Origin of the sequence: Pseudomonas sp. BN415, from assembly GCF_029871195.1 — a bacterium.
GTDB classification, from domain to species: Bacteria; Pseudomonadota; Gammaproteobacteria; order Pseudomonadales; family Pseudomonadaceae; genus Metapseudomonas; species Metapseudomonas resinovorans.
The window spans coordinates 61,465-86,137 of the sequence record NZ_SSOK01000063.1 but is presented as its reverse complement, the minus strand read 5'-3'; the positions used below and the strand labels follow the sequence as shown (position 1 = coordinate 86,137).

Here is a 24,673-nt window from a genome sequence, read left to right as displayed (position 1 = left end):
CACCACAAGGCCCACCATGGCGCGCCCCACAGACACCAACACCAGCCTCTCTCTCAGCGCTTCCGCCCTTTTGGACTTGTATCCGCAGCAACTGGTTGGCGGGGAGCATTTGAACCGCCTTGGCGATCTACAACTCGGCGGTTTCAGCGCCACGCCCCTCACTCTGAGCGGCGCAGTCGCGACCCACCTGACCACCACCCTCCACAATGACGGCAACCAACGCCCCCTCGACGCCCTGGTCGCCGAGATCCACCAACTCCCCGCCGACGCCACCGCCGAACGCTATCAACTGGTGCTGCGCCCCTGGCTCTGGTGGCTGACGCTGGCGAGCAACAACCGGGTGTTCCAGAACCTCGCCACCAGCGACATCGTCACCACCATCTTCAAGGCCCACGGCTTCACCGATTTCGAGGTGAAACTCACAGGCAGCTACAGCCCGCGGGAATACTGCGTGCAGTACGGCGAGACGGACTTCGCTTTCGTCTCGCGGCTGCTGGAGGAGGAAGGCATCTTCTGGTTCTTCACCCACGAGGACGGCAAGCACACCCTGGTGCTGGGGGACAGCAACGATGCGTTCGTACAGATGCCCTACGGGCCGAAGGTGCCCTATCTGGGCCAGGGCATCGGTGAGCGCGAGCTGCACGGCGTACGTTCCGGGCAGCTGTGCCTGCAGGCGGTAGCCGGGGTTTACAGCGCCACGGACTACGAATTCACCACGCCCACCACCTCGCTCTACAGCCAGGCCGAGGCGATGTCCGGGCCACGAACGATGTATGAGCATCCGGGCGGTTACACCTCCAAAGCGCGCGGGGATTCACTCTCCAAGCAGCGGGTGGACGAGCTGCGCAGCCAGGAGAAGCGTTTCAGCGGCGAAAGCGATTGCCGCTGGCTGGTGCCTGGGCACTGGTTCACCCTGAGCGGCCATGACGATGACGCGCTGAATATCGACTGGGTAGTGACCTCGGTGACCCACGAGGCCAGCCACGAGCATTACCGCAATCGCTTCGAGGCCATCCCCAAGACCACCAACTACCGTCCACCGCGCAGCACGTCCAAGCCACGCATGCATACGCAGACGGCAGTAGTAGTCGGCAAAAGCGGCGAGGAAATCTGGACCGACCAGTACGGCCGCATCAAGATCCAGTTCCCCTGGGACCGGCTGGGCAACAACGACGAAACCTCCTCCTGCTGGGTGCGGGTGGTGCTGCCCTGGAGTGGCAAGGGTTTCGGCATGCAGTTCATCCCGCGTATCGGCCAGGAAGTGATCGTCACCTTCATCGATGGCGACCCGGACCGCCCCCTGGTGACCGGCTGCGTCTACAACGGCGACAACAGCCTGCCCTACTCCCTGCCGGACAATCAGACCCAGTCCGGCATCAAGACCAATTCATCCAAGGGCGGCGGCGGCTTCAACGAGTTGCGCTTCGAAGACAAGAAGGACGCCGAGGAAGTGTTCCTTCAGGCGCAGAAGGACATGAAAGTGAATGTGCTCAACGACAGCACCGCCACCATCGGCCACGACGAAACCCTCACGGTACAGAACGCCCGCACGCGTACGGTGAAGGAAGGCGACGAGACCATCACCCTGGAAAAGGGCAAGCGCAGCGTCACCATCCAGACCGGCAGCGACACCCTCGATGTGAAGGACAGCCGCACGGTAACGGTAGGCGCTGACCAGACCCACAGCACCGGCGGCAACTACAGTCACAAGGTGACGGGGAACTACGAGCTCACCGTAGACGGCAATCTGACGATCAAGGTCAGCGGCACGCTTACCCTGCAGAGTGCCGGCAGCCTGACGATCAAGAGCGATGCCGACCTTGCCGCGCAGGCCGGTACCTCCATCACCCAGAAAGCAGGCACCTCGCTGACCAACCAGGCGGGCACGTCGCTGGACAACAAGGCCGGCACGACCTTGACCAACGACGCTGGCATCAGCCTGACCAACAAGGCCAGCGCCGAGCAGACGGTGGACGGCGGCGGCATGCTGACCATCAAGGGCGGTCTGGTGAAGGTGAACTGAACATGACACAGTCCGGCAGGCTCGATCTCACCCGTGGCGACAGCCGTATGCAAGGAAGCCTCCAGGCCGGTGAGCTGGAAGGGCCGGTTCGCATCGAGGAAACCGGCCGTCCCCAGGCCCAGCTCAGCTATAGCCAGGGCGAGCTGAATGGCCCGAGTACCCTCTTCCACCCCAACGGCAGGGTTTCAGCACAAATGCACTACGTGCGCGGCAAACTGCATGGAGTGGCGACCTTCCATGCGCCGGAGGGCTGGCTGCAGCGCAAGGTGAGTTATCGCCAGGGGCTGATGCATGGCGAGGCGACCAGCTACTTTCCGGATGGCAGCGTGGCGGAAGTCGAACAGTATCGCGAAGGGGTCCGCGATGGCGCCTACCAGCGCTTTCACGGCAACGGCCAGCTCGCACTGCGCAGCCGCTACCTGAAAGGTCAGTTGCTGGAGCCGGGCCAACCGTTCGCCGAAGACGGCCGACCGCTGGACGCCGAGGGCAAGCCCATCTCCCGACTGCGCTGGTGGTGGAAACGCTGGATCGAGCCGGCGGAAGCCTGACGCCCTTCCCTGTAGGAGCGGGCTTGCTCGCGAAGCGGACTCAGCACCAATTACGGAATCAACATTTGAGCCTGACCGGGCATGACGATCTTGATCACCCCCGCCCAGCTGCACATCAGCGTGCTGTTGGCATCCAGCGCCGGCATATTGCCCAGCAGCACGGTGGGCGCGCCGCCGGGAATCCAGGGCGCTGCCGTCGCGGGTATACAGGGCATCGGAGTCAGAGCGCCGAGGGCAGCTGCGGTTGCCGCGGCCACCGTCGGGTTGGCCAGGCTCTGGCACATGCCGAAGGTGGGAATGTTCACCAGCGGGATGTGATCCATGATGTTCGCTGCTGGCATTCCGCCCGCCAGGGTGCGGTTCACCGGCAGCACGTTGAGTACCGTCGGTGCCACGCCGAAACTGCATTGCAGCGTCGCACCGCTGCACACCTGCGGACATCCCATGGCCTTCCCTCCTCCATTCGTCGCCTGAAACTCTAGACGACCCTCTCGATTGCCGCCCGACGCGACAACCCTCCACATTGCAACCGATAGCCGCAACCTTCCCGTATCAAATAATCCGATACAGGAATACACCTCAACCCTGTGGGCGCGAATTCATTCGCGATGACCACCGACAACTGCTCTGGATCGAACCTTAGCCCATAAGCCGAGCGCCATCGCACATGAGCTTGATCCTGCCAGCGAAGCGTTGCAGCCCGAGTGCTTATGCCCGAAGCACAAACTCGCTTCTTCTCGAAGCGATACAAAAACTATATTCGATACACATTTTAATGTTTGATATTTGATTTCGTATCATTTAAAAATAGCGCCATGGCCAAGCCACCCCACGAACCCTGCATGGCTGGAGAACGGCATGTACGCACAATTGGTTGAGACCGGCGTGAAGCGCATCAAGGCGCTGGAGGAGATGTCCCCCGAGGAACGCGCCTTCCAGGAAAAGATCGACGCGGAAATCAAGATCGAGGCGAAGAACTGGATGCCGGATGCTTACCGGCAGACCTTGATCCGCCAGATTTCCCAGCACGCCCACTCCGAGATCGTCGGCATGCTGCCGGAGGGCAACTGGGTGACCCGTGCACCGACCCTCAAGCGCAAGCTGCAGCTGATGGCCAAGATCCAGGACGAAGCGGGTCACGGCCTCTACCTCTACAGCGCCATGGAAACCCTGGGCGCGGACCGTGACGCAGAGATCGCCAAGCTGCACTCCGGCCGCGCCAAGTACTCGAGCATCTTCAACTACCCGACCCTGAGCTGGGCCGACATGGGCGCCGTAGGCTGGCTGGTGGATGGCGCGGCCATCGTCAACCAGGTGGTGCTGCAGCGGACCTCCTATGGCCCCTACTCCCGCGCCATGATCCGCATCTGCAAGGAAGAGTCCTTCCACCAGCGTCAGGGCTACGAAATCCTCCTGCACATGATGCGTCACGGTACCCAGGCCCAGAAGGACATGGTCCAGGACGCCATCAACCGTCTCTGGTGGCCGTCGCTGATGATGTTCGGCCCGAGCGACGCCGACTCCCCCAACAGTGCCCAGTCCATGGCCTGGAAGATCAAGCGCCAGAGCAACGATGAGCTGCGCCAGCGCTTCATCGACCAGACCGTGCCGCAACTGGAGCTGCTCGGCTGCACCGCCCCGGACCCGCACCTGAAGTGGAACGAGGAACGCGGCCACTACGATTTCGGCGAGATCCAGTGGGAAGAGTTCTACGAAGTGCTCAAGGGCAACGGCCCGTGCAACGTCGAGCGCGTCGCCACCCGCCGCAAGGCCATCGAAGACGGCGCCTGGGTCCGCGAAGCAGCGGTCGCCCACGCCCGCAAACAACAACGCAAAGCGAACGCCGCTTGACCTGCCCCTGAACTGGAGATTCCTGCCATGTCTGAATGGACCCTTTTTGAAGTCTTCGTGCGCAGCAAGCACGGCCTGAACCACAAACACGTCGGCAGCGTGCATGCCGCCGATGCGCGCATGGCCATCGAGAACGCCCGCGAGCTGTACACCCGCCGCAACGAAGGTGTGAGCCTCTGGGTGGTGCCGTCCGCCCTGATCACCGCCTCTTCCCCGGACGAGAAGGAGCCGCTGTTCGACCCGTCCCAGGACAAGGTCTACCGTCACGCCAGCTTCTACGAGCTGCCGGCCGAAGTCGGCCACATGTGAGGCCGCTGCCATGACTCAACGCGAAGACCTCATCCAATACCTGCTGCGCCTCGGCGACAGCGCCCTGATCCAAGGCCAGCGCCTGTGCGAATGGTGCGGCCATGCCCCAGCGCTGGAAGAAGAACTGGCGCTGATGAACGTCGGCCTCGACCTGGTGGGCCAGGCCCGCAACTGGCTGGACTATGCCGCCGAGCTGATTGCCGACGGCCGTGATGCCGACCATCTGGCCTTCCGCCGCGACGAGCGCGCCTACCGCAACCTGTTGCTGGTGGAGCAACCCAACGGCGACTACGCCGTGACCATCACCAAGCAATTCTTCTATGACGCCTGGCACTTCCAGGTGCTGTACGGATTGAGCCAGTCCAGCGACGAGCGCATCGCCGGCATCGCCGCCAAGGCCCTGAAGGAAGTCACCTACCACCTGCGCCGCTCCAGCGAATGGGTCGAGCGCCTGGGCGACGGCACCGAGGAAAGCCACCAGCGCATGCTGGCGGCCATTCGCGATGTCTGGCGCTTCACCGTCGAACTGGTGAATGGCGACGAGGTTGAGCAGCGCTTGTTCGAGGCCGGCATTGCGCCGAACCCGGCAGAGATCGCTGCCGCCTGGAAATCCAAGGTCGCCGACATTCTCGCCAGCGCCACCCTGCCGATGCCGGAGCCGGCCAGCTACTTCTACCTGTCCGGCAAGCGCGGCCTGCACACCGAACACCTCGGCCTGCTGCTGGCCGAAATGCAGTTCCTCCAGCGGGCCCATCCCGATGCGTCCTGGTGAGCTGATCGCCAGCGACCGTGGCGCCCGGGCCGGCGCGCCAGATGATCTGGCGCGCGCCTGGTCGGTGCTGGGCGAGGTGATGGACCCGGAAGTGCCAGTGGTCAGCGTGGTCGACCTCGGCATCGTCCGTGGCCTCGACTGGCAGGACGGCCACTTGCATGTGGTCGTCACCCCGACCTACTCGGGCTGCCCGGCCACCGAGGTGATCGAGCACGACATCGAGCAGGCCCTGGAAGGCGCCGGCTTCGCCGCGCCGAAGCTGGAGCGCCGCCTGAACCCGTCCTGGACCACTGACTGGATCAGCCTTGAGGGCCGCGAGCGCCTGCGCGCCTACGGCATCGCCCCGCCGGCGGGCAGCACCAGCAAGCGCAGCCTGCTGGGCGAGTCCCCGGAAGTGTGCTGCCCGCAATGCGGCAGCGCCCATACAGAACTGCTCAGCCAGTTTGGCTCCACTGCGTGCAAAGCGTTGTACCGCTGCCGCGACTGCCTAGAGCCGTTCGACTATTTCAAGTGCATCTGAGTGGCTTGCCACCGGAGACGACCAAGATGAGCAAGTTCCACAGCCTGACAATCAAAGAAGTACGCCCGGAAACCCGCGACGCGGTGTCCATCGCCTTCGACATTCCCGAAAGCCTGGCCGAAACCTTCCACTTCACCCAGGGTCAGCACCTGGTGATGCGCACCCAGATGGACGGCGAGGAAGTACGCCGCTCCTACTCCATCTGCACCGGCGTCAACGACGGCGAGCTGCGGGTGGCGATCAAGCGCGTAGCAGGCGGCCGTTTCTCCGCCTACGCCAACGACAGCCTGAAAGCCGGCCAGAGCCTGGACGTGATGCCGCCGTCCGGCCACTTCTTCGTGGAGCTGGATGTCGCGCGACACGGCAACTACCTGGCGGTGGCCGCTGGCAGTGGCATCACGCCGATCCTGTCGATCATCAAGACCACCCTGGAAGCCGAGCCCCACAGCCGCTTCACCCTGCTCTACGGCAATCGCTCCAGTGCTTCCGCACTGTTCCGCGAGCAGCTGGAAGACTTGAAGAACCGCTACCTGCAGCGCCTCAACCTGATCTTCGTGTTCAGCCGCGAGCAGCAGGACGTCGACCTCTACAACGGCCGGATCGATGCCGACAAATGCGGCCAGCTGTTCTCTCGCTGGATCGACGTCAAGGCCCTGGACGCCGTCTTCATCTGCGGCCCGCAGGCGATGACCGAGACCGTGCGCGACCAGCTCAAGGCCAACGGCATGTCGGCAGAGCGCATCCACTTCGAGCTGTTCGCCGCCGCCGGCAGCAATGCCAAGCGTGAAGCCCGCGAAGCCGCTCGCAGCGTGGACAGTGCCGTAAGCCAGGTCACCGTGATCAGCGATGGCCGCGAACTGACCTTCGAGCTGCCGCGCAACAGCGCCAGCGTGCTCGACGCCGGTAACGCCCAGGGTCTGGAACTGCCCTACTCCTGCAAGGCCGGCGTGTGCTCCACCTGCAAGTGCAAGGTGATCGAAGGCGAGGTGGAGATGGACAGCAACTTCGCCCTGGAGGACTACGAAGTGGCCGCCGGCTACGTGCTGTCGTGCCAGACCTTCCCGCTCAGCGAGAAGGTAGTCCTGGACTTCGACCAGCTTTAAACGGAAGCCGTAGGAGCGAGCTTGCTCGCGAAGCCGTTTGGCAGAAACCGTTCGCCAGCAAGCTGGCTCCTACAAAAAAAACCAGACAAGCAGCACCCGCAGTACCCCGTTCGACACAAGCAGCCTTGCCGTCGGCCGTTGAACCGCCTCAACAAACACAAAAAGAGAGAGCAACCATGACCCCGCACGACCTCGATCGCATCCGGCAGCATCCGGATTTCATCCAGCTGGTCCGTCGCAAGCAGCGCCTGACCTGGTCCCTGACCGCCGCCATGCTGGCCATCTACTACGGCTTCGTGCTCCTGGTGGCCTTCGCCCCTGGCGTTCTCGGCCAATCGCTCAATGGTGGTGTCACCAGCGTGGGCATGCTGGTCGGCGTGGTCATCATCCTGCTCTCCTTCGCGCTGACCGGCATCTACGTCAAGCGCACCAACAGCCAGCTCGATCCATTGAACGACAAGCTCAAGCAGGAGTGCAGCCAATGAAAGCCCTCGCCTCCCTGCTGCTTACCGGCGGTCTGCTGGCCACGGAAAGCGCCTTCGCCGCCGATGCAGCCGCGCGTCCGCTGAACTGGAACGCCATCTACATGTTCCTGGCGTTCGTGCTCTTCACCCTCGGCATCACCCGCTGGGCCGCCCTGCGCACCCGTTCGACCGCCGACTTCTATACCGCAGGCGGCGGTCTCACCGGCTTCCAGAACGGCCTGGCGATTGCCGGCGACATGATCAGCGCAGCGTCGTTCCTTGGCATCTCCGCGATGATGTTCATGAACGGCTACGACGGCCTGCTCTACGCCCTGGGCGTGCTCGCCGGCTGGCCGATCATCCTGTTCCTGATCGCCGAACGCCTGCGCAACCTCGGCAGGTACACCTTCGCCGATGTGGTGTCCTATCGCCTGGAACAGACCCCGATTCGCATTACCGCCGCCTTCGGCACCCTTACCGTGGCGCTGATGTACCTGGTGGCGCAGATGGTCGGCGCCGGCAAGCTGATCGAACTGCTGTTCGGCCTCTCCTACACCCAGGCCGTGATGCTGGTGGGCGTGCTGATGGTCTGCTACGTGACCTTCGGCGGCATGCTGGCCACCACCTGGGTGCAGATCATCAAGGCCGTGCTGCTACTGTCGGGCACCAGCTTCATGGCGTTCATGGTGCTCAAGCACTTCGGCTTCAGCGTGGAGTCCATGTTCGCCGCCGCCACCTCGGTACACGCCAAGGGCACCGCCATCATGGCGCCGGGCGGGTTACTGTCGAACCCCATCGACGCCATTTCCCTCGGGCTGGGCATGATGTTCGGCACCGCCGGCCTGCCGCACATCCTGATGCGCTTTTTCACCGTCAGCGATGCCAAGGAAGCCCGTAAATCGGTGTTCTACGCCACCGGCTTCATCGGCTACTTCTACCTGCTGCTTATCGTGGTCGGCTTCGGCTCCATCGTGATGGTCGGCACCAACCCGGAGTTCCGCGACGCGGCCGGCGCCATCATCGGCGGCGGCAACATGGTCGCGGTGCACCTGTCCCACGCGGTGGGCGGCAGCCTGTTCCTCGGCTTCATTTCCGCCGTGGCCTTCGCCACCATCCTGGCGGTGGTCGCGGGCCTGGCACTGTCCGGTGCCTCGGCCGTCTCTCACGACCTGTATGCCTGTGTGATCCGCAAGGGCCGCGCGAGCGAGCGCGAGGAAATGCGCGTGTCTCGCATTGCCACCCTCTGCATCGGCGCGCTGGCGGTGATCCTCGGCCTGTTGTTCGAGTCGCAAAACATTGCCTTCCTTTCCGGCCTGGTGCTGGCCATTGCCGCGTCGGTCAACTTCCCGGTGCTGTTCCTCTCCATGTTCTGGAAGGGCCTGACCACCCGTGGCGCCGTGGCCGGCAGCGTGATGGGCCTGCTGTCCGCCATCGTCCTGCTGGTGCTGAGCCCGGCCGTCTGGGTCAACGTGCTGCATCACGACACGGCATTGTTCCCGTACTCCAACCCGGCACTGTTCTCCATGGGCATGGCCTTCTTCAGCGCCTGGCTGCTCTCGGTGACCGACGCCTCCGAGCGCGCCAAGGAAGAACGCGGCCGCTACCTGGCGCAGTTCATCCGTTCCATGACCGGAATCGGCGCTGCCGCCGCCAGCCGCCACTGAGCCCTGAACAACCGGACGATGGATAAAAGAACAATGACCCATAGCCGTACGACTGCGCCGCTGCTTGTGGCGCTCACCCTGCCCTTTGCCACCTCGGCGCTGGCGGGTTTCATCGAAGACAGCAAGGGCAGCCTGGAGCTGCGCAACCACTACATCAATCGCGACTTCCGCCAGGAGGGCGCCGCCCAGTCCAAGGCCGAGGAATGGGGCCAAGGCTTTACCGCACGCCTCGAATCCGGCTTCACCGAGGGCTCGGTCGGCGTCGGTCTCGATGCCATTGGCGAACTGGGTGTGAAGCTGGACTCCAGCCGCGACCATCGCGGCACCGGTCTGCTGCCCTTCGACCCGGCGACCAAAGAGCCGGTGGACGATTACAGCGAGTTGGGCCTCACCGCCAAGCTGCGCGCCTCGAAAAGCGTGCTGCGTCTGGGCACCCTGCAGCCCTTGCTGCCGGTGGCCACCTATAACGACACCCGCCTGCTCTCCTCCACCTTCCAGGGCGGCATGCTGACCAGCCAGGAGCTGGCCGGCCTGACCTTCAATGGCGGCCGCCTGACCCGCAGCAACCTGCGCGACTCCTCCGGCCGCGACGACATCGGGTATGGAGCCGCCACCAGCGATGCCTTCGACTTCGCAGGCGGCAGCTACGCCATCAACCCGCAACTGGCGGTCAGCTACTACTACGGCCTGCTGGACGATATCTATCGCCAGCAATTCGTCGGCCTGGTGCACACGCTGCCGTTGCCCGGCGGCTTCAACCTGAAGAGCGACATCCGTTACTTCGACAGCCGTGGCGATGGCATCGAGCGCGCCGGTGAAATCGACAACCGCAACTTCAACGGCATGTTCAGCCTGGGCAAAGGCGCCCACCGGTTCAGCGCGGCGTTCCAACGGATGTCCGGCGACAGCGCCTTCCCCTTCCTCAATGGCGGCGACCCCTACGTGGTCAACCTGGTGACCTTCAACACCTTCACCCGCGCCGAGGAAGACGCCTGGCAACTGCGTTACGACTACGACTTCGCCGCCCTCGGCATCCCGGGTCTGACCTTCATGACCCGCTACGTCGACGGCCGTAACGTCAAGACCGCGAACGGCGACGATGGTGAGGAATGGGAACGCGACAGCGACCTCGCCTACGTGATCCAGAGCGGCGCCCTTAAGGGCCTGAGCCTGCGCTGGCGCAACGTCACGTTCCGCTCCGGCAACGGGCTGACGACCGATCTCGATGAAAACCGCCTGATCCTCGGCTACACCCTGGCCCTCTGGTAAGGCAGGAAAAACCCGTAGGAGCGAGCTCTGCTCGCGATTGGCCACGATTCGCAAGCAAAGCTTGCTCCTACAAACGAGCAACCAGGCTGGCGCCGAGAACGCCGGCCCTTCACGGAGAAATCCTCATGAGTAACGCCCCCACGCTGCAAAGCTTCATCGCCGGCCGCTGGATCGGCCAGCAAGGCGCCCAGGCACTGCGCAGTGCCATCGACGGCAGCACAATCGCCCGCGCCCACGAGGAAGCACTGGACTTCTCGGAAGCCATCGAGCACGGCCGCAAACGCGGCATCGCCAGCCTCATGGCCCTGGACTTCCAGCAGCGTGCGGCGCGCCTCAAGACCCTGGCGCTTTACCTCAACGAGCGCAAGGAACAGCTCTACGCGCTGTCGCGCCACAGCGGCGCCACCCGCGCCGACAGCTGGATCGACATTGAGGGCGGCACCAGCACCCTGTTCAGCTACGCCGGCGTCGGCGCCCGCGAGCTGCCCTCCGGCAACATCGTCCACGAAGGCCCGGCCATGCCGCTCGGCAAACAAGGCACCTTCGCCGGCACCCATATCCTGGTGCCCCGTGGCGGCCTGGCCGTTCACATCAACGCCTTCAACTTCCCCATCTGGGGGATGCTGGAGAAGTTCGCACCGAGCTTCCTCGCCGGCATGCCGTGCATCGTCAAACCCGCCACCGCGACCAGCTACCTGACCGAAGCCGCCGTACGCCTGATGCACGAGTCCGGCCTGCTGCCGGAAGGCAGCCTGCAGCTGATCATCGGCAGCACCGGCGACCTGCTGGACCGCCTGCAGGGCCAGGACGTGGTGACCTTCACCGGTTCGGCCGACACCGCCGCCAAGCTGCGCGTGAACGCCAACCTGATTCGCAACTCCATCCCCTTCAACGCCGAGGCCGACTCGCTGAACTGCGCCATCCTCGCCCCGGAAATCACCCCGGACGATCCGGAGTTCGACCTCTTCGTCAAGGAAGTGGCCCGCGAGATGACCGTCAAGGCCGGGCAGAAGTGCACCGCGATTCGCCGTGCCATCGTGCCCGCCAAACACATCGACGCCGTGGCCGAGCGCCTGCGCGAGCGTCTGTCCAAAGTCGTGATCGGCGACCCCGCCGTGGAAGGCGTGAAGATGGGCGCGCTGGCGTCCCATGCCCAGCAGGCCGACGTGGCCGAGCGCCTGGACGCCCTGCTGGCCAGCAGCGACCTGCTGTTCGGTGCCCGCGACGGCTTCGCCCCGCGCGGTGAAGGCGTGAACGAAGGCGCCTTCTTCGCCCCCACCCTGCTACGCGCTCGTGACCCGCACGCCGAAGGCGGCGCCCACGACATCGAGGCCTTCGGCCCGGTGAGCACCCTGATGGCCTACGACGACATCGACGAAGCCATTGCCCTGGCCGCCCGTGGCAAGGGCAGCCTGGTGGCCAGCCTGGTCACCAAGGACCCGATGGTCGCTGCCCGCGTGGTGCCGCAAGCCGCCGCCTTGCACGGTCGCCTGCACATCCTCGACCGCGAATCCGCCGCCGAATCCACCGGCCATGGTTCGCCGCTGCCGGTGCTCAAGCACGGCGGCCCCGGTCGCGCCGGTGGCGGTGAAGAGCTGGGTGGCCTGCGCGCGGTGAAGCACTACCTGCAACGCGCCGCCGTCCAGGGATCGCCCACCATGCTGGCCGCCGTCACCGGCGAATACGTGCGCGGCGCCAAGGTGGTCGAGACCGAAGTGCACCCGTTCCGCCGCTACTTCGACGAGCTGCAGATCGGAGAATCCCTGCTGACCCACCGTCGCACCGTGACCGAAGCCGACATCGTCAACTTCGGCTGCCTGTCGGGCGACCACTTCTACATGCACTTCGACGAACTGGCCGCCAAGGAATCCCAGTTCGGCAAGCGCATCGCCCACGGCTACTTCGTGCTCTCCGCCGCCGCCGGCCTGTTCGTCTCCCCGGCCCCCGGCCCGGTGCTGGCCAACTACGGTTTGGACAGCCTGCGCTTCATCACCCCAGTGGGCATCGGCGACACCATCCAGGCGCGCCTGACCTGCAAGCGCAAGATCGACCAGGGCAAGAAGAGCCCCAAGGGCGAGCCGCAAGGCGTGGTGGCCTGGGACGTGGAAGTCACCAACCAGAACGGCGAGCTGGTGGCCAGCTACGACATCCTCACCTTGGTGTTGAAACGCCCGGAAGCTGCGTGATCCGAGTCGCTGCGTGAGTTTACGACCGGCCTTAGGGCCGGTTTTTTTTGCCTGCTCGGGCGATTCGCTTTCTGTAGGGGCGCAGCCCCCGAATCTGGCACGCAGCATCAAGCCCTTGGCAAGCAGGCACAAGGCCAGTGCACGGCAACTCCTTAGTATCCGGTCGCAGAAACGCTCCGCTGCCAATACCAAGAAGAAGGAAGCCTTGCCATGTCCCGGTCTAACCTGTTCCGACTTTCCACCCTGGCGCTGCTGGTGGGTGCCGCTACCCAGGCGGGTGCCTATGAGCTCTACGCCGACGAAGACACTCATCTGAACGCCACCCTGGAGGCCGTGTACGGCTTCTTCCACAGCCAGGAAAACTACGCCGTCGCTGGCTCGAAGAGCGAGGGGTCGTCGTCCTGGCGCGAGGGCTATGCCAAGTACGGCATCAGCTTCGACCAGGGCCTGGCGGGAGCCGGCACCAGCTATGGCGCCTTCAACATGCTCAGCTCCGGCACCTGGGGAGACGGCGACGCGGCTGGCTTCACTGATGGCTCCGAGCGCACCACCAAGATCGAAGACGCCTACCTCGGCTGGCGTTCCGGCCAGTTGTTCGAAGCCCTGGGCGAAGACGGTGTGGACTTCTCCTTCGGCCGCCAGAACGTCATGATCGGCGACGGTTTCCTCATCAATGGCGATGCCCTCAACCTCGGCAAGGGCCTTGCCGATGGCGAGTTCAACCGTGGCGGTGCCTACTGGCTGGCGGCACGCAAGGCGTTCGACCAGACCGCCATCCTGCGTCTCGGCGGCAAGGATGGCCTGCGCGGCGACCTGATGTGGCTCAAGTCCGACAACCGCGCCCAGGCCAAGCCCGAACTGCTGGTGGGCAACCTGGAGCACGTATCCGAGGCCGGTACCCTGGGCCTGACCGCCATCGATATCCGCGATATCGATGAAGAGTTCGCCTCGCCCTTCCAGGCCGAGCGCGACGGCATGAAGACCTACAGCGTGCGCGGCCAGGGCAATGCCGGGGTCGAGAACTTGTTCCTCTCCGGCGAGTACGCCTGGCAGGACAAGAAGAACGTCGACGACGAGAACGCCTGGTACCTGGAAGCGGGCTGGACCTTCTCCGACGTGGTCTGGAGCCCGAGCGTGAACTACCGCTACAGCCGCTTCTCGGAAGGTTACGACCCGCTGTTCACTGGCTTCAGCCGTGGCTACGGCACCTGGTTCCAGGGCGAGGTGGCGGGCAACTACGCCGGCCCGTTCAACTCCAACACCCAGGTCCACCACGTTGCCTTCAAGGTGACGCCGCTGGAGAACCTGAGCCTTGGCGCGCTGTGGTTCGACTTCAACACCCTGGACCGCGACCTGGGCAACTTCGATGGCAGCGAAGTGGACCTCTACGCCGAATGGGCGGTGAGTGAAAACCTGATCGTCATGCCCGTGGTCGGTCTCTACAAGCCCGACCGTAGCGCCGACGAAGGCGGTACCCAGCTCGGTGGCGACGACAGCAACCTCTACAGCCAACTGGTGTTCGTCACCGTCTTCTGAACCCATCCGGGGCGGCAACGCCCCGGCTTCTCCAAGCGACCGCGCCCATGTCCAGCCCCAGCCTTAGCCTCAGCATCCAAAGCAAGATCACCCTGCTGGCGAGCCTCTGCCTGATCCTGGTGGTGGGCCTGCTGGTCGGCCTGTCGCTTTACCAGACCCGCACCAGCACCGAGCGGGTCAAGGATTCCAGCGGACGTATGCTGGCCGAGGCCGCACGCCTGAACCTGCAGGCCCAGGGCAAGGTCCAGGCCCTGCAGATCCAGCGTAGCTTCACCCGCACCCACGAATATGGCCTCGGCCTGGCGCGGCACCTGCTCTACCTGCGCGAACAGGCCGCCCGAGGCGAAATGAGCGCCGAGGCGCTGCGGGCCGAACTGGCCGGCGAACTGCGCAAGGCCGTCGAGCAACGCCCTGAGCTGCTCGGCCTGTTCCTGATCTTCCAGCCTGATGCCCTGGATGGGCGCGATAGCGACTTCCGTGGTCGCGGCGACCTCGGCAGCAACGATGCCGGACGCTTCGCCCTCTATTGGCTGCAGGCGAAACCCGGTGAATTGCAGGCGGTGCCGGGCGACGAAAAGCTGCTATCGGACACCTCCCCCGGCCCCAGCGGCGCCCCCTTCAACGCCTTCTTCACCTGCCCGCGCGACAGCGGGCAGCTATGCTTGCTGGAGCCCTACTTCGACGAGTCTTCCGGCAGCCGCAAGCTGGTCACCAGCGTTGCCTTCCCGCTGCTGGAGAACGGCAAGGTCGTGGCGGTGATCGGACTGGACATCAGCCTCGACAGCCTGCAACAGGACGCCCTGGCAGGCAGCCGCGAACTCTATGAGGGAAACGGCCGCGTCAGCATCGTCAGCCCATCCGGCGTGGTCGCCGGCCATAGCCAAGATGCCGGCCAGCTCGGCAAGCGCCTGCAGGCGGTGCTGCCGGGCCAGGCCGCCGAAGTCCTCGACTTTCTCGGCCGCAGCGAGCCCCACACCTTTATCGACAAGGGGCAGATCAGCGTGCTGGAACCCCTCGCCCCCATTGCCGGCGCCAAGCCCTGGGGCGTGTTGCTGGGCGTGCCGCAATCGGTGCTGCTGGCCCCTGCCGAAGCCCTGAAAGTGCAAATGGATGACGAGCGCCTGCAAAGCTCGGCACTGGAGTTCGCCCTGGGCTCGATCGCCGCTCTGCTCGGTATCGCGCTGATCTGGCTGGCCGCCCGCGGCGTAACCCGCCCCTTGCTGCGCCTGGCCGCCATGCTGGAAAACATCGCCGACGGCGAAGGCGACCTGACACGTCGCCTGACCTACGCCCGGCGTGACGAACTGGGCCGCCTGGCGCTGGCCTTCAATCGCTTCCTCGACAAGCTGCAACCGGTGATCGCCAAAGTGCAGGGGTCGGTGCGCAATGCCCGCGAGACGGCCGACCAGTCGGCCTTGATCGCCCGCCAGACCAGCGAAGGCATGCAGCAGCAGTTCCGCGAGATCGACCAGGTGGCCACCGCCCTTCACGAAATGTCTGCCACGGCCAACGCTTCGGCCCAGAGCGCTGCCCAGGCCGCCGATGCCGCACGCCACGCTGACCAGGCCAGCCGCGAAGGCTTGCAGGTAATCAGCCTCACCACCCGCGCCATCCATGCCCAGGCGCGGGACATGAGCGAGGCCATGGCTCAACTGCAAACACTGGCGCAGAGCAGCGAGCAGATCGGTTCGGTGCTGGAGGTCATTCTCTCCATCGCCGGGCAGACCAACCTGCTCGCCCTCAACGCCGCCATCGAGGCGGCACGTGCCGGTGACGCCGGGCGCGGCTTCGCCGTGGTTGCCGATGAGGTGCGCAGCCTGGCGCGGCGCACCCAGGACTCCGTGGAAGAGATCCGCCAGGTGATCGACAACCTGCAGAACGGCACCCGCGATGTGACCCAAGCCATGCAGGGCAGCCATGGCCTGGCGCAGGAGAACGTCAGCCAGGTGCAGCAAGCGGTGTCAGCGCTGGAACGCATCAGCGACGCCGTCAACCTGATCACCGAGATGAATTTGCAGATCGCCAGTGCCGCCGAGGAGCAAAGTAGCGTCGCAGATGAAATCAATCGCAACGTCGAGGCCATCCGCGACGTGACCGAATCGCTGTCCGGCCAGGCCGAGCAGTCGGCCCAGGTCAGTCGTCAACTCAACGAGCTGGCCAACCATCAGCAAGGGCTGATGCAGCAGTTTCGTGCCTGAGGTCCACAAGACCCCGGCGCGTCGTCAGGCAGCCCGGCTGCCACTCCCCGTCGCCACCGGCCTGAAGGGCTACCCGCCCTGACGGGTCGGTGGCACTCCCGTCACAACTTCTTCTCGGGTGTGACCGCCCCACAGGTGGGCCGCGTCATCGAAGAAAACCTCCCTGCCCGCAGAAGTCTCCATGCATCCACTACGCAAAGCCCTGCACAACGAGCTGCATTCGCGTCCGTCGATCTACTTCCGTGATCCGGCCCACGTCTATCACTTCGCCTTCGCCGATGCCGAGGATGTCTGCGACGCCCTGGTGGAGCGGCTCAACCAGGTCACCGACGCACCGCTGGCGAGCAACGGCTCCCAGGGTCTGTTGCGGATGGGCGAGAACACCCTGAAATGGGAACGCCACACGGAGTTCTTTACCCTGACCCTGGTGGTACCGCGCACACCGGGCGACGCCTTCTGGCCACCGCTACCTGCCGAACTGGAAAGCCTGGTGGCCGACCACCGTCACCTGCTGATCAACGCCGACCAGGTGCTGGTGGAGTCCGAGACAAACTGGGCCGGCGAGACGTCAGCCTATGGTTTCAAGGACCCTGCAGGCTCCACCCTGGGCGGTGGCGATGCAATCGCCTGGTCCGACTTTCGCCTGAGTGAAGACGGGGTGAACCGCATCCTGCTGGTCAATCGCCGGCTCAATGCGTATCGCCTCGGCCGGATGATCCGCCGCCTGCTGGAGATCGAGACCTACCGCATGATGGCCTCACTCACCCTGCCGGTGGCCCAGGCTGTGAGCCTTCAGCTGAAGGAATACGACAAGGAACTGACCAGCCTTTCCGACCGCAACGCCGAGGGAAAGAGCAGCGCCAAGGTGCTGTCGGCCGATATCGCCGCCCTCTCCGCACGCATCGTCCGCAGCACCGCACGCACCCGGCAGCGCTTCAGCGCCACCGAAGCCTATGCGCAGATCGTCTTCGAGCGGATCAACGAGTTGCGCGAATCGCACGTCGGCGATTGTCAGCGTCTGGGCGTGTTCATCGAGCGCCGCTTCCGCCCCACCGTGCGTTACTGCGTCGCCACTGACCAGCGCCTGGTACGCCTGGGGCAAAGCGTCGCCAACCTGGGCGACCTGCTGCAGGCGCGGGTGCAGGTGGAAGTGGAAGAACAGAACTCGGAAATCCTGCGCAGCCTGAACGCCCGCGCCGATACCCAGATCAAGATCCAGAGGGCGGTGGAGGGGCTGTCCATCATCGCCATCAGCTACTACCTGCTGAGCCTGTTCAAGCTGTTCTACGGCGGCCTGCACACCCTCGGAATGGATATCTCGGCGAAGACCGCAATTCTGGTGATGACGCCGGTGGTGGTGCTGATCCTGGGCGGGATATTCCTGCGGATCAGGAAGGCGAAGGGGCATTGATCCCGTTACCGGAAGTCGCCGGGGGCTGTAGGGGTAATTTCAATCGCCAAGGGCGGCTAAGCTGCCTCCCGGCAAGTCCGATGGGTAGACCTGCGGCCTGCTTGGCGAATGAATCCGCCCCTACAAATGAGCGTCAAGGCCTCGGGATTGCACAGCACAGTAGCCTGGATGAAATCCAGGAAATGCACCCGGATTGCATCCAGGCCATGAGCGCCACCCGTTCTGCAAATGGCGTCAACAGGAAATCGCAGGAAAAAAAGACCCGGCAATTTGCCGGGTCAATAACCGTGATTAGCCTGATGAGGAGATAATCTGATGAGTCCGAAATCTGGGCTTGTCAGCTTATCCAGCTGGCCGCGAGGCCAGTGATTTGAATAATAATGATTCTCATTTTTTAGTCAAGTGATTTTCACTGCCAAATGTGAATTAATTCTATTCACTGGCCAACGGCCCCTCTCCCCTCCCACTCATTCCAACGCCAGCCCGGCCTCGGCCAGTGTCCGGCGATAGCCCTCGCGCAAGGACTCAAGCCGGCTCCAGACCTGCCCCACGCATTCCTCAAGGGCGATGTGGCTGCTGGCGCGAACGCGGTCTTCCAGATTGCAGCCACGATAGAAAGCGTTCACCACCTCGACCATGGACTCACGCTGGTTCTCCATCAGCACTGCAGCGTGCGCCAGCACAACATGGCGCCCATCGTCGCGGCGACGGCGCCAGCGCTGGGCGGTGCCCACCAGCTTGCGTGCAGAGACGGTGACGTTGTAACGGCCGTCGCAGAAGGCGCCGTCCACCTCGCCCAGCCCGCTTTCCAGACCCATACCGGACAGCCAGTCGAGCATGGGTTGGCACAGGCGCAAGTAGGCGTTCTCGATGCGGGTCAGCTCGCTCTCACGCGCTGGCAAGGCGTAGGCCAGCGCCACATTGAGCACCGCCGACGATTGCGGCACGGGTTCGCCGCCGCTGTCGCGCAGGGCGACGGGCCAGCCGAGCGCCATGCAATCGACCTCGGCAGCCGCGAATCCGGCTAGCCGGCTCATCCGCAGCGGCATCACCAGTGCGGCCTCCAGTGGTCGCCACAGCAGCAGCCCGCACTCCTGTGCGCCTTGCTGGATGCGCTCCAGCAGTTGGCGTTCCGCATCCAGTCCTGCGGTTACCGCAAATCGTGAAACCTGGTGCATGAGTACTCCTGCTCAAACGGCTTGCCACCACCGCGTTCCTGCAGCGCCAAACCGATATTCCGCTATTGCGCTTCTACCGTTGATGATGAACTCACCTGAACGATCTCTTCAGCTCACCCGTCCCAGATTCACCACCAACGGCCAGCTCACCCGTCGGGTGCTGGCCGGGTCGCCCCAGGCCTGCTGGAAGCGTTCCCGCAAGGGGTCGAGGGGGTTGCTGCCGTGGGCGGCCTGGTAGGTCGCCATGGCCGACCAGCTTTCCAGGTAGCCCAGCAGACGCGTCAGGTCCCACTCGGCATCCAGGGTAAATGGCGGAACTTCGATGCGTTCGAAGGGAAATGGCAGGGTGCGGTAGCCCTGCTCCACGTGCTTGCGCTCCTCGGCCCAGTAGCTGCCGAGGATGTCGTGATAGAGGTGGCTGACCAGCGCATCCACCTCGGGGGCGATCTGCGTGAGGTTGTAGGAGATCACCGCCAGAAGCCCACCCGGTTTGCTGACGCGTCGTACTTGCGCATAGAAGCGCTCCAAGTCGAACCAGTGCAGTGCCTGGGCCACCAGGGTCAGCGACACGCAGGCGTCGGCCAGCGACGTCCGCTCGGCCGGCTCGTAGCGGTAGTCGATATTGGCTGCCGGCTCGGCCCTGGCCAGTTGCGATGCGCTGATATCGGTTCCCACCACACGCTGGAAGTGCCGGGCAAGGTCCTGCGTGGCCTGGCCGGTGCCACAGCCGCAGTCCCAGGCCAGGGACAGGTCGGGCGCCTGTTGGCTGAGCCAGGCAATCAAGGCGGGATCGTAGGTGGGACGATTGGCGCGATAGGCGTCGGAATTGCGGGTAAAGAGCGCGCTGGATTCGGACATGGCAGAAGATCCGGTTCGGGTCGCTGGGGGCTGCCAGCATAGCGCGCGGGCAAACACCAAGTCCTGCGCACCTCCTGTGGGGGCGATTTCAATCGCTGAGCAGGCCGAAGGCCTGCCCGGAAGCGCTTGGCAGCTGCGCTGCCCTTAGCGAATGAATTCGCCCCCACATATGAAGGACATTGCACTGTCATTTCACGATGGCCAGCTCAAACGAGCCCTGGTCGCTGTGCTCGTGCACTTGCATCCCCGCCTCGCTCAAGGCCAGCTCCTGCATCGGGCGCTTGAAGGGTTTGTTGTCGAGGGTCTGCAGGCTGCGGTCTTCGTCGGTGGTCAGCAGCAGCACATAGCGTTCGCCCTGGTTGGCGCGGACCTGCACCGTGCCTTCGATGAAGGCGTAGCGGTACCAGGTTTCGCCGTGGAGCTGGTAGACGGCGTCGCTCACCAGACGGGTCGGGCGCTTGGCTTCGTCGAGGAACAACAGGGACGGATAAACGACCTGGCGGTTGGCGAAACTGCGGACGCGCAGGCCATAACTGTGCTGTGAGCGCGGCAGCTTGAGGGCGCTGTAGTAGCTGCGCCCCATGGGGAACTCGAAGCTGGGCGAGAGATTGTTCAACTCTTCGTAGCGCGGCTCGTCGACCGAGACTTCGGTGAAGGCGTCATCCGGCAGTTGGCCGCAGCAGCGGTCCACCAGGCTCTGGTACAACGCTTCGCCCTGCTCTTCGCTGCCTTCCAGCAAGGCTTTCATGGCGGCGGTGGGTTGACCGTCGAGGGACGGCAGCAACGCGGCCTTGCGCTTGAACTCCATCTCGCGGGCTTCGGTGTAGGCGATGGGGCCGGGCCGTTGTTCGTCATCCGCGCTCGACCTGCCCCGTGCCGGCACCGGCGAGTTGTGGGTGCGGCCCTGTTCGTCGACCCAGGTGAAATAGGCCGGTCCCTGTTCCGGTCGGGAATAGCCTCGGCCTTCGAGCACATCGGAATCGACGTACTCCTCCGAGCGCTGGCCGTTGGGCAGGAGGAAGTTGCGTTCCCCCGCCTCCACTTGCCCAGCTGCGTAGAAGCTGTTCTGCAGGTTGCCGCTGGCATCCACCCAGGTGAAGTAGCGCCGCTTGCTCTCACCGGCCTTGGCACTGCCGGGCCAGACCGTGCCATCGGCATCCTTGAGGCGCGCCTGGTCACTCTGGGCGATGCGTTTGGCCGCCTGGCGCTGCTGGTCGCTATAGCGGCTGTCGACGAAGGTGTTGTGCACCCGGCCCTGGTCATCGATCCAGGTCAGGTAGCGGCCGCTGCTGGCCTGTGCGGTACCGATTAGGGTCAGGGCGAGAAACAGGATGGGCGCTTTCATCAGAAGGTCGTCTGGTAGGTCAGGGCCAGGATGTATGCCTTTACGGACGTCTCGACGTTCTGCCCGGCATAGGGGTTGTACACCAGGTTGTCGATACCGGTGCAGTTGAGGCTGCAACTGGTGTTGGCTTTGGTGCTTTGCTGGGTGGTGAAGTAGTTGAAGCCGATGTCGATGTTGGTGTCCTTGTCCCAGCGGTACCCCAAGCCCAGACCATAGAGATGGGCATCCCCGATGGGCGCGAGCACATCCGCCTTGTCGTCGGGAATTGCCGACGGACGCCATTCGTAGCCTGCGCGCACGGCCAACCGGTCGGTCCACTGGTACTGCACGCCGAGCGCCCAGCTCCAGGTATCGCGGTAGCCGCGGTCGAGGATGATGCTGTGGCTGGTGGCGTTGCCGCCGCCGAAGTTCTTGGCGATGCGTAGCAGGTCCAGCTCGCGGTCGAACTCGATCTCGAACTCGTTCCAGTCGCTGTAGCCGCTCCACTTCAGGTCGAGGTTGAACTGCCAGCGGTCGAAGGGCACGAGCTTGATCCCGGTGGAGAAGTTGTCCGGGTAGGTCATGTCCAGCGACGCGTTGCCGATTTCCTCATCGACGTTGCCATAAGGGAACAGCGGGCTCAGCACCTGTCCGAAGAGCGACGACTGCATGCCGGACCAGAAGCCCTGCCAGTCCTTGCTGTAGTCGACCCGGTACTTGCCCTGCAGGTGCATGCGCGCCTCGCTCTGGTAGGTGGCACCCCAGGCGAACCAGTCGGTGGGCTCCCAGAGGACGCCGATGTTCCAGGTGGGCGACAGCGACTGCTGCAGGTCCAGGTCCATGTTGGCGAGGGTATCGAAGGGCCCGATCTTGCCGCCACAGACGTTGATGATCCCCGACACCACCTCCCCCATGCCCGGCAGGCAGAGGAACTCGTTGAACAGCCGGGTCAGGCCGGTGAGGAAGCCCGGATTGCGGAAGTCCTGGTTGAGGGCCATCGCCTGATGGGAGAAACCGACGGACAGTCCGACTGCCAGTTGGTCGTTCACCTGGTAGCCCACCGAGGGCGAGAAGTAGGTGATGCGCTGCAAGGCCACTTCTCGGCCCTGGTAGCGCGCCGGATCGCTGTCGGAATCCCGCGAATAGCCCAGGGCCATAGGGGCGTAAACGTTGGTGGCGAAGGTGAACTTGGAACCTGGTGGGTTGATCGACAGGCCCGCCAGCGGCGCGAACAGCACGGGCACTTCGGTCATGCCGCCCATGCCGGGCAGGTACATGGCCGGGGTCAGGGTGCGGCTGCTGGAGTTGGCGACCGGGTCGTCGTCGTAGCCGAGGAAGCCGTAGTCCTCGGGCGCTTCGAACTTGGCGCGAATGTCCATCACCCCGGTAAGGAACTTCACCGTGGTCTGACGGCCCTTGAGCTTGGTCAGGGCGGCCGGGTTGTAATGCACGGCGTCGATACCGGACGAATCGGCGGTAACGGCGTTGGCCATGGCCATCGCCTTGGGGTTGCCGATGGTCAGGTCGTTGGCCAGTTGCGCCTGGGCGATGCCCGCCCAGCACAGACCAACCCCCGCGATCGCCCGCGCAAGCGGCGAAAGATGCATGCTCATGAGGTGCTCTCTCGCCGGTTACTGGGCCTTGAGGCCTTTGATGTCGAGGGGAACGGATAACCCCAGGAGGACGTCCGGTGAGTCCTCGGTCATGCCGAAGCCAGCGTTGACGTTGACGATGTAGTCCGGCGACGTTCGCAGGCCGAGGGAGAAGTTCATGATCGAGCTGGTCTGCTCGGTTCCCTCCAGGTTGGCGGTCTGGAACTTGTAGGTCGGCTTGGTCGTGTAGGCCATCTGGTAGGACGTGGCCAGGGACACGTCATAGGACAGCGCATAGGCGAAGCCCATGCTGAAGTTGAGCGTATCGCCCGGTTCCACGTCTTCCAGGATGCGCCCGCCGCGCATCTGGTGAATGTCGTGGACCGGCATGTTGTAGGTGTACCCGACCGAGCCGAACAGCACGACCGGGTCGATCACGTAGGACATGTTGGCGCCCACGCCAAGGCTGTAGTAGCCATTGCCGGTGGACAGGTCGTTGTCTGAGTTGATGTCGTACGGGCTCTCGCCCGTCGGCAGGCCGAGGGTGGCGAAAAGCGTGCTGACCGGCCGGCCGCGCGTCGCCGCCCAGGGCTGCCAGCGCAAGGACGCGGAGATGTCGCCGAGGCTGTAGACATTCAGGTCGCGCTCGGTGTCGTACTTGGCGACGAAGGGCAGGCGCACGCTGAAGGTCAGGTTGTCCCACACCCCGTAGTCGAAGGTGAAGGCGTTGGTGAAGGTGTGCTGGGCTTCGCTCTCGCTGAGCACGCTGTAGACGTTGGCGCCGGTACGGAAGGTTTCGACCCGGACATCGCGCACCAGCGAATAGTCGAAACCGTAGGTGAGCGTGCGCTCGCCTTTTTTCAGCAGCGTGTAGCTCTTCTCGGACGCCTGGAAGACCTCCTCCAGCGCCTTGGCACTGTCGGCGTCGTCGTCCTTCTTGCTCAGCGCATCACGCGCATCGTCCACCGAGGATTCCTCGGCCTGCAGCGGCAGACTGGTACAGAGCACCAGCATGGCCAGCCATGCGTATTCCCTTGGTCCCATGGTGCTATCCCCAGGTCTTTCTTGTTATGAGCGGGTGTCACTTGCGGCGGATGTAGCGGATATCGCCCCCCGAACCCAGTTCGTCGATTTCGTTCTGGGTGAACTTGGTGATCTGCGGAAATTCCTGGAATGCCAAGAGGCTGACGATGCGGTCGTCCACCAGGCGCAGGTCACGCTCGGTGAGGGCCATGGCGTTCTGTGGTTCATTGCCCGAGGGGAAGATCACGAAGAGGACGTTCTGGTCCCAGATTTCCTCGAAGCGGGCACGGGTGAAGCTGATGTTGCCGAGTGCGGGGTCAGCGACGAACACGTGGTCGTTGTAGACGTCGCGCACCACCACGAAATGCTTGAAGCCACCGTAGTGGATTGGAACGATGGCCGGATGTTCCAGGTCGTCGAGGTCGGCGAACTCGGCACGGAAGCCACCACTCTTGTAGCCCAGGGCGCTGACGAAGCGTTTCATGTCCAGCAGTGAAAAGCCACGACGCTCGACGATCTTGTCGGCTTCGCCGTAGCGCAGCAGACCTTCCATCACCTGGCGTTCTTCTAGGTTCCGGCCCAGGTAATAGTCCAGCAAGCCGGTCAGCGCGGCGGAACCGCAGCTGTAGTCGTAGGCCTGGCGAATGACGTTGCGAAACTGCAACTGGCTCATTGGCTCCACCACCGCCGTCTCGCGGTAGGGGCCATTGGGCGACAGCGGTTGACTGATGTTCACCGAACCTTGTGGTTGCGGCTTGGTGTCCACCGACTGGGTGAAGCCAAACAGACCGAGCAAACTGCCAACCAGGATTTCGATCATTGCCGTTCCGACTACTCGACTCTT

At 64.1% G+C, this 24,673-nt stretch carries 21 protein-coding genes; 14 read left to right on the top strand and 7 right to left on the bottom strand.

Features of this window, described 5'->3' with window-relative positions; all coding sequences use genetic code 11:
- The first annotated feature begins 16 nt into the window (after positions 1-16).
- Together tssI and E8F20_RS21285 are read left to right on the top strand one after the other, a co-directional pair.
- The gene (gene tssI / locus E8F20_RS21290; protein ID WP_280285518.1) at positions 17-2,023 is read left to right on the top strand and encodes a type VI secretion system tip protein TssI/VgrG; all 2,007 of its coding nucleotides are present in this window, start codon (positions 17-19) and stop codon (positions 2,021-2,023) included.
- A gap of 2 nt (positions 2,024-2,025) precedes the next feature.
- Positions 2,026-2,571, top strand: a complete 546-nt coding sequence (locus E8F20_RS21285; protein WP_280285517.1) for a toxin-antitoxin system YwqK family antitoxin — start codon at positions 2,026-2,028, stop codon at positions 2,569-2,571.
- Between the two features lie 50 nt (positions 2,572-2,621).
- On the opposite strand, the gene E8F20_RS21280 is transcribed toward E8F20_RS21285, so the two are convergent.
- Complete coding sequence (locus tag E8F20_RS21280; protein ID WP_280285516.1) at positions 2,622-3,017, bottom strand: DUF4280 domain-containing protein; 396 nt, start codon at positions 3,015-3,017, stop codon at positions 2,622-2,624.
- Between the two features lie 412 nt (positions 3,018-3,429).
- Here E8F20_RS21280 and paaA point away from each other — a divergent pair, with 412 nt between their 5' ends.
- The 12 genes from paaA (at position 3,430) to E8F20_RS21220 (ending at position 17,854) form a co-directional block, all read left to right on the top strand.
- Positions 3,430-4,422, top strand: a complete 993-nt coding sequence (gene paaA, locus E8F20_RS21275) for a 1,2-phenylacetyl-CoA epoxidase subunit PaaA (RefSeq protein WP_280285515.1) — start codon at positions 3,430-3,432, stop codon at positions 4,420-4,422.
- Between the two features lie 27 nt (positions 4,423-4,449).
- A complete protein-coding gene (paaB, locus tag E8F20_RS21270) occupies positions 4,450-4,731 on the top strand; it encodes a 1,2-phenylacetyl-CoA epoxidase subunit PaaB (RefSeq protein ID WP_016493150.1) in 282 nt (93 codons plus the stop codon).
- Positions 4,732-4,741: 10 nt separating this feature from the next.
- The gene (gene paaC, locus E8F20_RS21265) at positions 4,742-5,503 is read left to right on the top strand and encodes a 1,2-phenylacetyl-CoA epoxidase subunit PaaC (RefSeq protein ID WP_280285514.1); all 762 of its coding nucleotides are present in this window, start codon (positions 4,742-4,744) and stop codon (positions 5,501-5,503) included.
- Entirely contained in the window at positions 5,490-6,023 is a 534-nt protein-coding gene (paaD, locus tag E8F20_RS21260; protein WP_280285513.1) for a 1,2-phenylacetyl-CoA epoxidase subunit PaaD, read from the top strand. The genes paaC and paaD overlap by 14 nt, the downstream gene beginning before the upstream one ends.
- A 26-nt stretch (positions 6,024-6,049) precedes the next feature.
- The gene (gene paaE, locus E8F20_RS21255; protein ID WP_280285512.1) at positions 6,050-7,126 is read left to right on the top strand and encodes a 1,2-phenylacetyl-CoA epoxidase subunit PaaE; all 1,077 of its coding nucleotides are present in this window, start codon (positions 6,050-6,052) and stop codon (positions 7,124-7,126) included.
- Positions 7,127-7,302: 176 nt separating this feature from the next.
- Complete coding sequence (locus E8F20_RS21250) at positions 7,303-7,611, top strand: DUF485 domain-containing protein (RefSeq protein ID WP_028627341.1); 309 nt, start codon at positions 7,303-7,305, stop codon at positions 7,609-7,611.
- Positions 7,608-9,254, top strand: coding sequence for a cation acetate symporter (locus tag E8F20_RS21245; protein ID WP_280285511.1), 1,647 nt, complete (start codon positions 7,608-7,610; stop codon positions 9,252-9,254). The genes E8F20_RS21250 and E8F20_RS21245 overlap by 4 nt, the downstream gene beginning before the upstream one ends.
- Before the next feature lie 33 nt (positions 9,255-9,287).
- On the top strand, positions 9,288-10,523 hold the full coding sequence (locus tag E8F20_RS21240) for an OprD family porin (protein ID WP_280285510.1): 1,236 nt from the start codon (positions 9,288-9,290) through the stop codon (positions 10,521-10,523).
- Between the two features lie 125 nt (positions 10,524-10,648).
- The gene (paaZ, locus tag E8F20_RS21235; RefSeq protein ID WP_280285509.1) at positions 10,649-12,709 is read left to right on the top strand and encodes a phenylacetic acid degradation bifunctional protein PaaZ; all 2,061 of its coding nucleotides are present in this window, start codon (positions 10,649-10,651) and stop codon (positions 12,707-12,709) included.
- A gap of 210 nt (positions 12,710-12,919) precedes the next feature.
- Positions 12,920-14,245 (top strand): hypothetical protein, encoded by a 1,326-nt coding sequence (locus E8F20_RS21230; protein ID WP_280285508.1) that lies wholly within the window; start codon positions 12,920-12,922, stop codon positions 14,243-14,245.
- 47 nt (positions 14,246-14,292) lie between these two features.
- Positions 14,293-16,443: a methyl-accepting chemotaxis protein gene (locus E8F20_RS21225; RefSeq protein ID WP_280285507.1), complete on the top strand. Its 2,151-nt coding sequence runs from the start codon at positions 14,293-14,295 to the stop codon at positions 16,441-16,443.
- Between the two features lie 181 nt (positions 16,444-16,624).
- Entirely contained in the window at positions 16,625-17,854 is a 1,230-nt protein-coding gene (locus tag E8F20_RS21220) for a DUF3422 domain-containing protein (RefSeq protein ID WP_280285505.1), read from the top strand.
- Between the two features lie 467 nt (positions 17,855-18,321).
- Here the strand turns inward: E8F20_RS21220 and E8F20_RS21215 are convergent, their stop codons facing one another.
- From E8F20_RS21215 to E8F20_RS21190, 6 genes are all read right to left on the bottom strand, one after another.
- The gene (locus E8F20_RS21215) at positions 18,322-19,032 is read right to left on the bottom strand and encodes a lipoate--protein ligase family protein (protein WP_280285504.1); all 711 of its coding nucleotides are present in this window, start codon (positions 19,030-19,032) and stop codon (positions 18,322-18,324) included.
- A 108-nt stretch (positions 19,033-19,140) separates the two neighbouring features.
- Positions 19,141-19,890: a class I SAM-dependent methyltransferase gene (locus E8F20_RS21210; RefSeq protein ID WP_280285503.1), complete on the bottom strand. Its 750-nt coding sequence runs from the start codon at positions 19,888-19,890 to the stop codon at positions 19,141-19,143.
- Between the two features lie 187 nt (positions 19,891-20,077).
- Complete coding sequence (locus E8F20_RS21205) at positions 20,078-21,235, bottom strand: MalM family protein (protein ID WP_280285502.1); 1,158 nt, start codon at positions 21,233-21,235, stop codon at positions 20,078-20,080.
- The gene (locus E8F20_RS21200) at positions 21,235-22,827 is read right to left on the bottom strand and encodes an outer membrane protein transport protein (protein ID WP_280285501.1); all 1,593 of its coding nucleotides are present in this window, start codon (positions 22,825-22,827) and stop codon (positions 21,235-21,237) included. Before E8F20_RS21200 ends, E8F20_RS21205 begins: the two co-directional genes overlap by 1 nt.
- A gap of 18 nt (positions 22,828-22,845) precedes the next feature.
- Positions 22,846-23,820: a transporter gene (locus E8F20_RS21195; RefSeq protein WP_274800819.1), complete on the bottom strand. Its 975-nt coding sequence runs from the start codon at positions 23,818-23,820 to the stop codon at positions 22,846-22,848.
- A gap of 67 nt (positions 23,821-23,887) precedes the next feature.
- Positions 23,888-24,649, bottom strand: a complete 762-nt coding sequence (locus tag E8F20_RS21190) for a C39 family peptidase (protein ID WP_280285500.1) — start codon at positions 24,647-24,649, stop codon at positions 23,888-23,890.
- Positions 24,650-24,673: the final 24 nt, after the last annotated feature.

Coding starts and splice junctions, on each gene's coding strand:
- tssI (WP_280285518.1), top strand. CDS start 17: ATGGCGCGCCCCACAGACACCAACACCAGCCTCTCTCTCAGCGCTTCC.
- E8F20_RS21285 (WP_280285517.1), top strand. CDS start 2,026: ATGACACAGTCCGGCAGGCTCGATCTCACCCGTGGCGACAGCCGTATG.
- E8F20_RS21280 (WP_280285516.1), bottom strand. CDS start 3,017: ATGGGATGTCCGCAGGTGTGCAGCGGTGCGACGCTGCAATGCAGTTTC.
- paaA (WP_280285515.1), top strand. CDS start 3,430: ATGTACGCACAATTGGTTGAGACCGGCGTGAAGCGCATCAAGGCGCTG.
- paaB (WP_016493150.1), top strand. CDS start 4,450: ATGTCTGAATGGACCCTTTTTGAAGTCTTCGTGCGCAGCAAGCACGGC.
- paaC (WP_280285514.1), top strand. CDS start 4,742: ATGACTCAACGCGAAGACCTCATCCAATACCTGCTGCGCCTCGGCGAC.
- paaD (WP_280285513.1), top strand. CDS start 5,490: ATGCGTCCTGGTGAGCTGATCGCCAGCGACCGTGGCGCCCGGGCCGGC.
- paaE (WP_280285512.1), top strand. CDS start 6,050: ATGAGCAAGTTCCACAGCCTGACAATCAAAGAAGTACGCCCGGAAACC.
- E8F20_RS21250 (WP_028627341.1), top strand. CDS start 7,303: ATGACCCCGCACGACCTCGATCGCATCCGGCAGCATCCGGATTTCATC.
- E8F20_RS21245 (WP_280285511.1), top strand. CDS start 7,608: ATGAAAGCCCTCGCCTCCCTGCTGCTTACCGGCGGTCTGCTGGCCACG.
- E8F20_RS21240 (WP_280285510.1), top strand. CDS start 9,288: ATGACCCATAGCCGTACGACTGCGCCGCTGCTTGTGGCGCTCACCCTG.
- paaZ (WP_280285509.1), top strand. CDS start 10,649: ATGAGTAACGCCCCCACGCTGCAAAGCTTCATCGCCGGCCGCTGGATC.
- E8F20_RS21230 (WP_280285508.1), top strand. CDS start 12,920: ATGTCCCGGTCTAACCTGTTCCGACTTTCCACCCTGGCGCTGCTGGTG.
- E8F20_RS21225 (WP_280285507.1), top strand. CDS start 14,293: ATGTCCAGCCCCAGCCTTAGCCTCAGCATCCAAAGCAAGATCACCCTG.
- E8F20_RS21220 (WP_280285505.1), top strand. CDS start 16,625: ATGCATCCACTACGCAAAGCCCTGCACAACGAGCTGCATTCGCGTCCG.
- E8F20_RS21215 (WP_280285504.1), bottom strand. CDS start 19,032: ATGCACCAGGTTTCACGATTTGCGGTAACCGCAGGACTGGATGCGGAA.
- E8F20_RS21210 (WP_280285503.1), bottom strand. CDS start 19,890: ATGTCCGAATCCAGCGCGCTCTTTACCCGCAATTCCGACGCCTATCGC.
- E8F20_RS21205 (WP_280285502.1), bottom strand. CDS start 21,235: ATGAAAGCGCCCATCCTGTTTCTCGCCCTGACCCTAATCGGTACCGCA.
- E8F20_RS21200 (WP_280285501.1), bottom strand. CDS start 22,827: ATGAGCATGCATCTTTCGCCGCTTGCGCGGGCGATCGCGGGGGTTGGT.
- E8F20_RS21195 (WP_274800819.1), bottom strand. CDS start 23,820: ATGCTGGTGCTCTGTACCAGTCTGCCGCTGCAGGCCGAGGAATCCTCG.
- E8F20_RS21190 (WP_280285500.1), bottom strand. CDS start 24,649: ATGATCGAAATCCTGGTTGGCAGTTTGCTCGGTCTGTTTGGCTTCACC.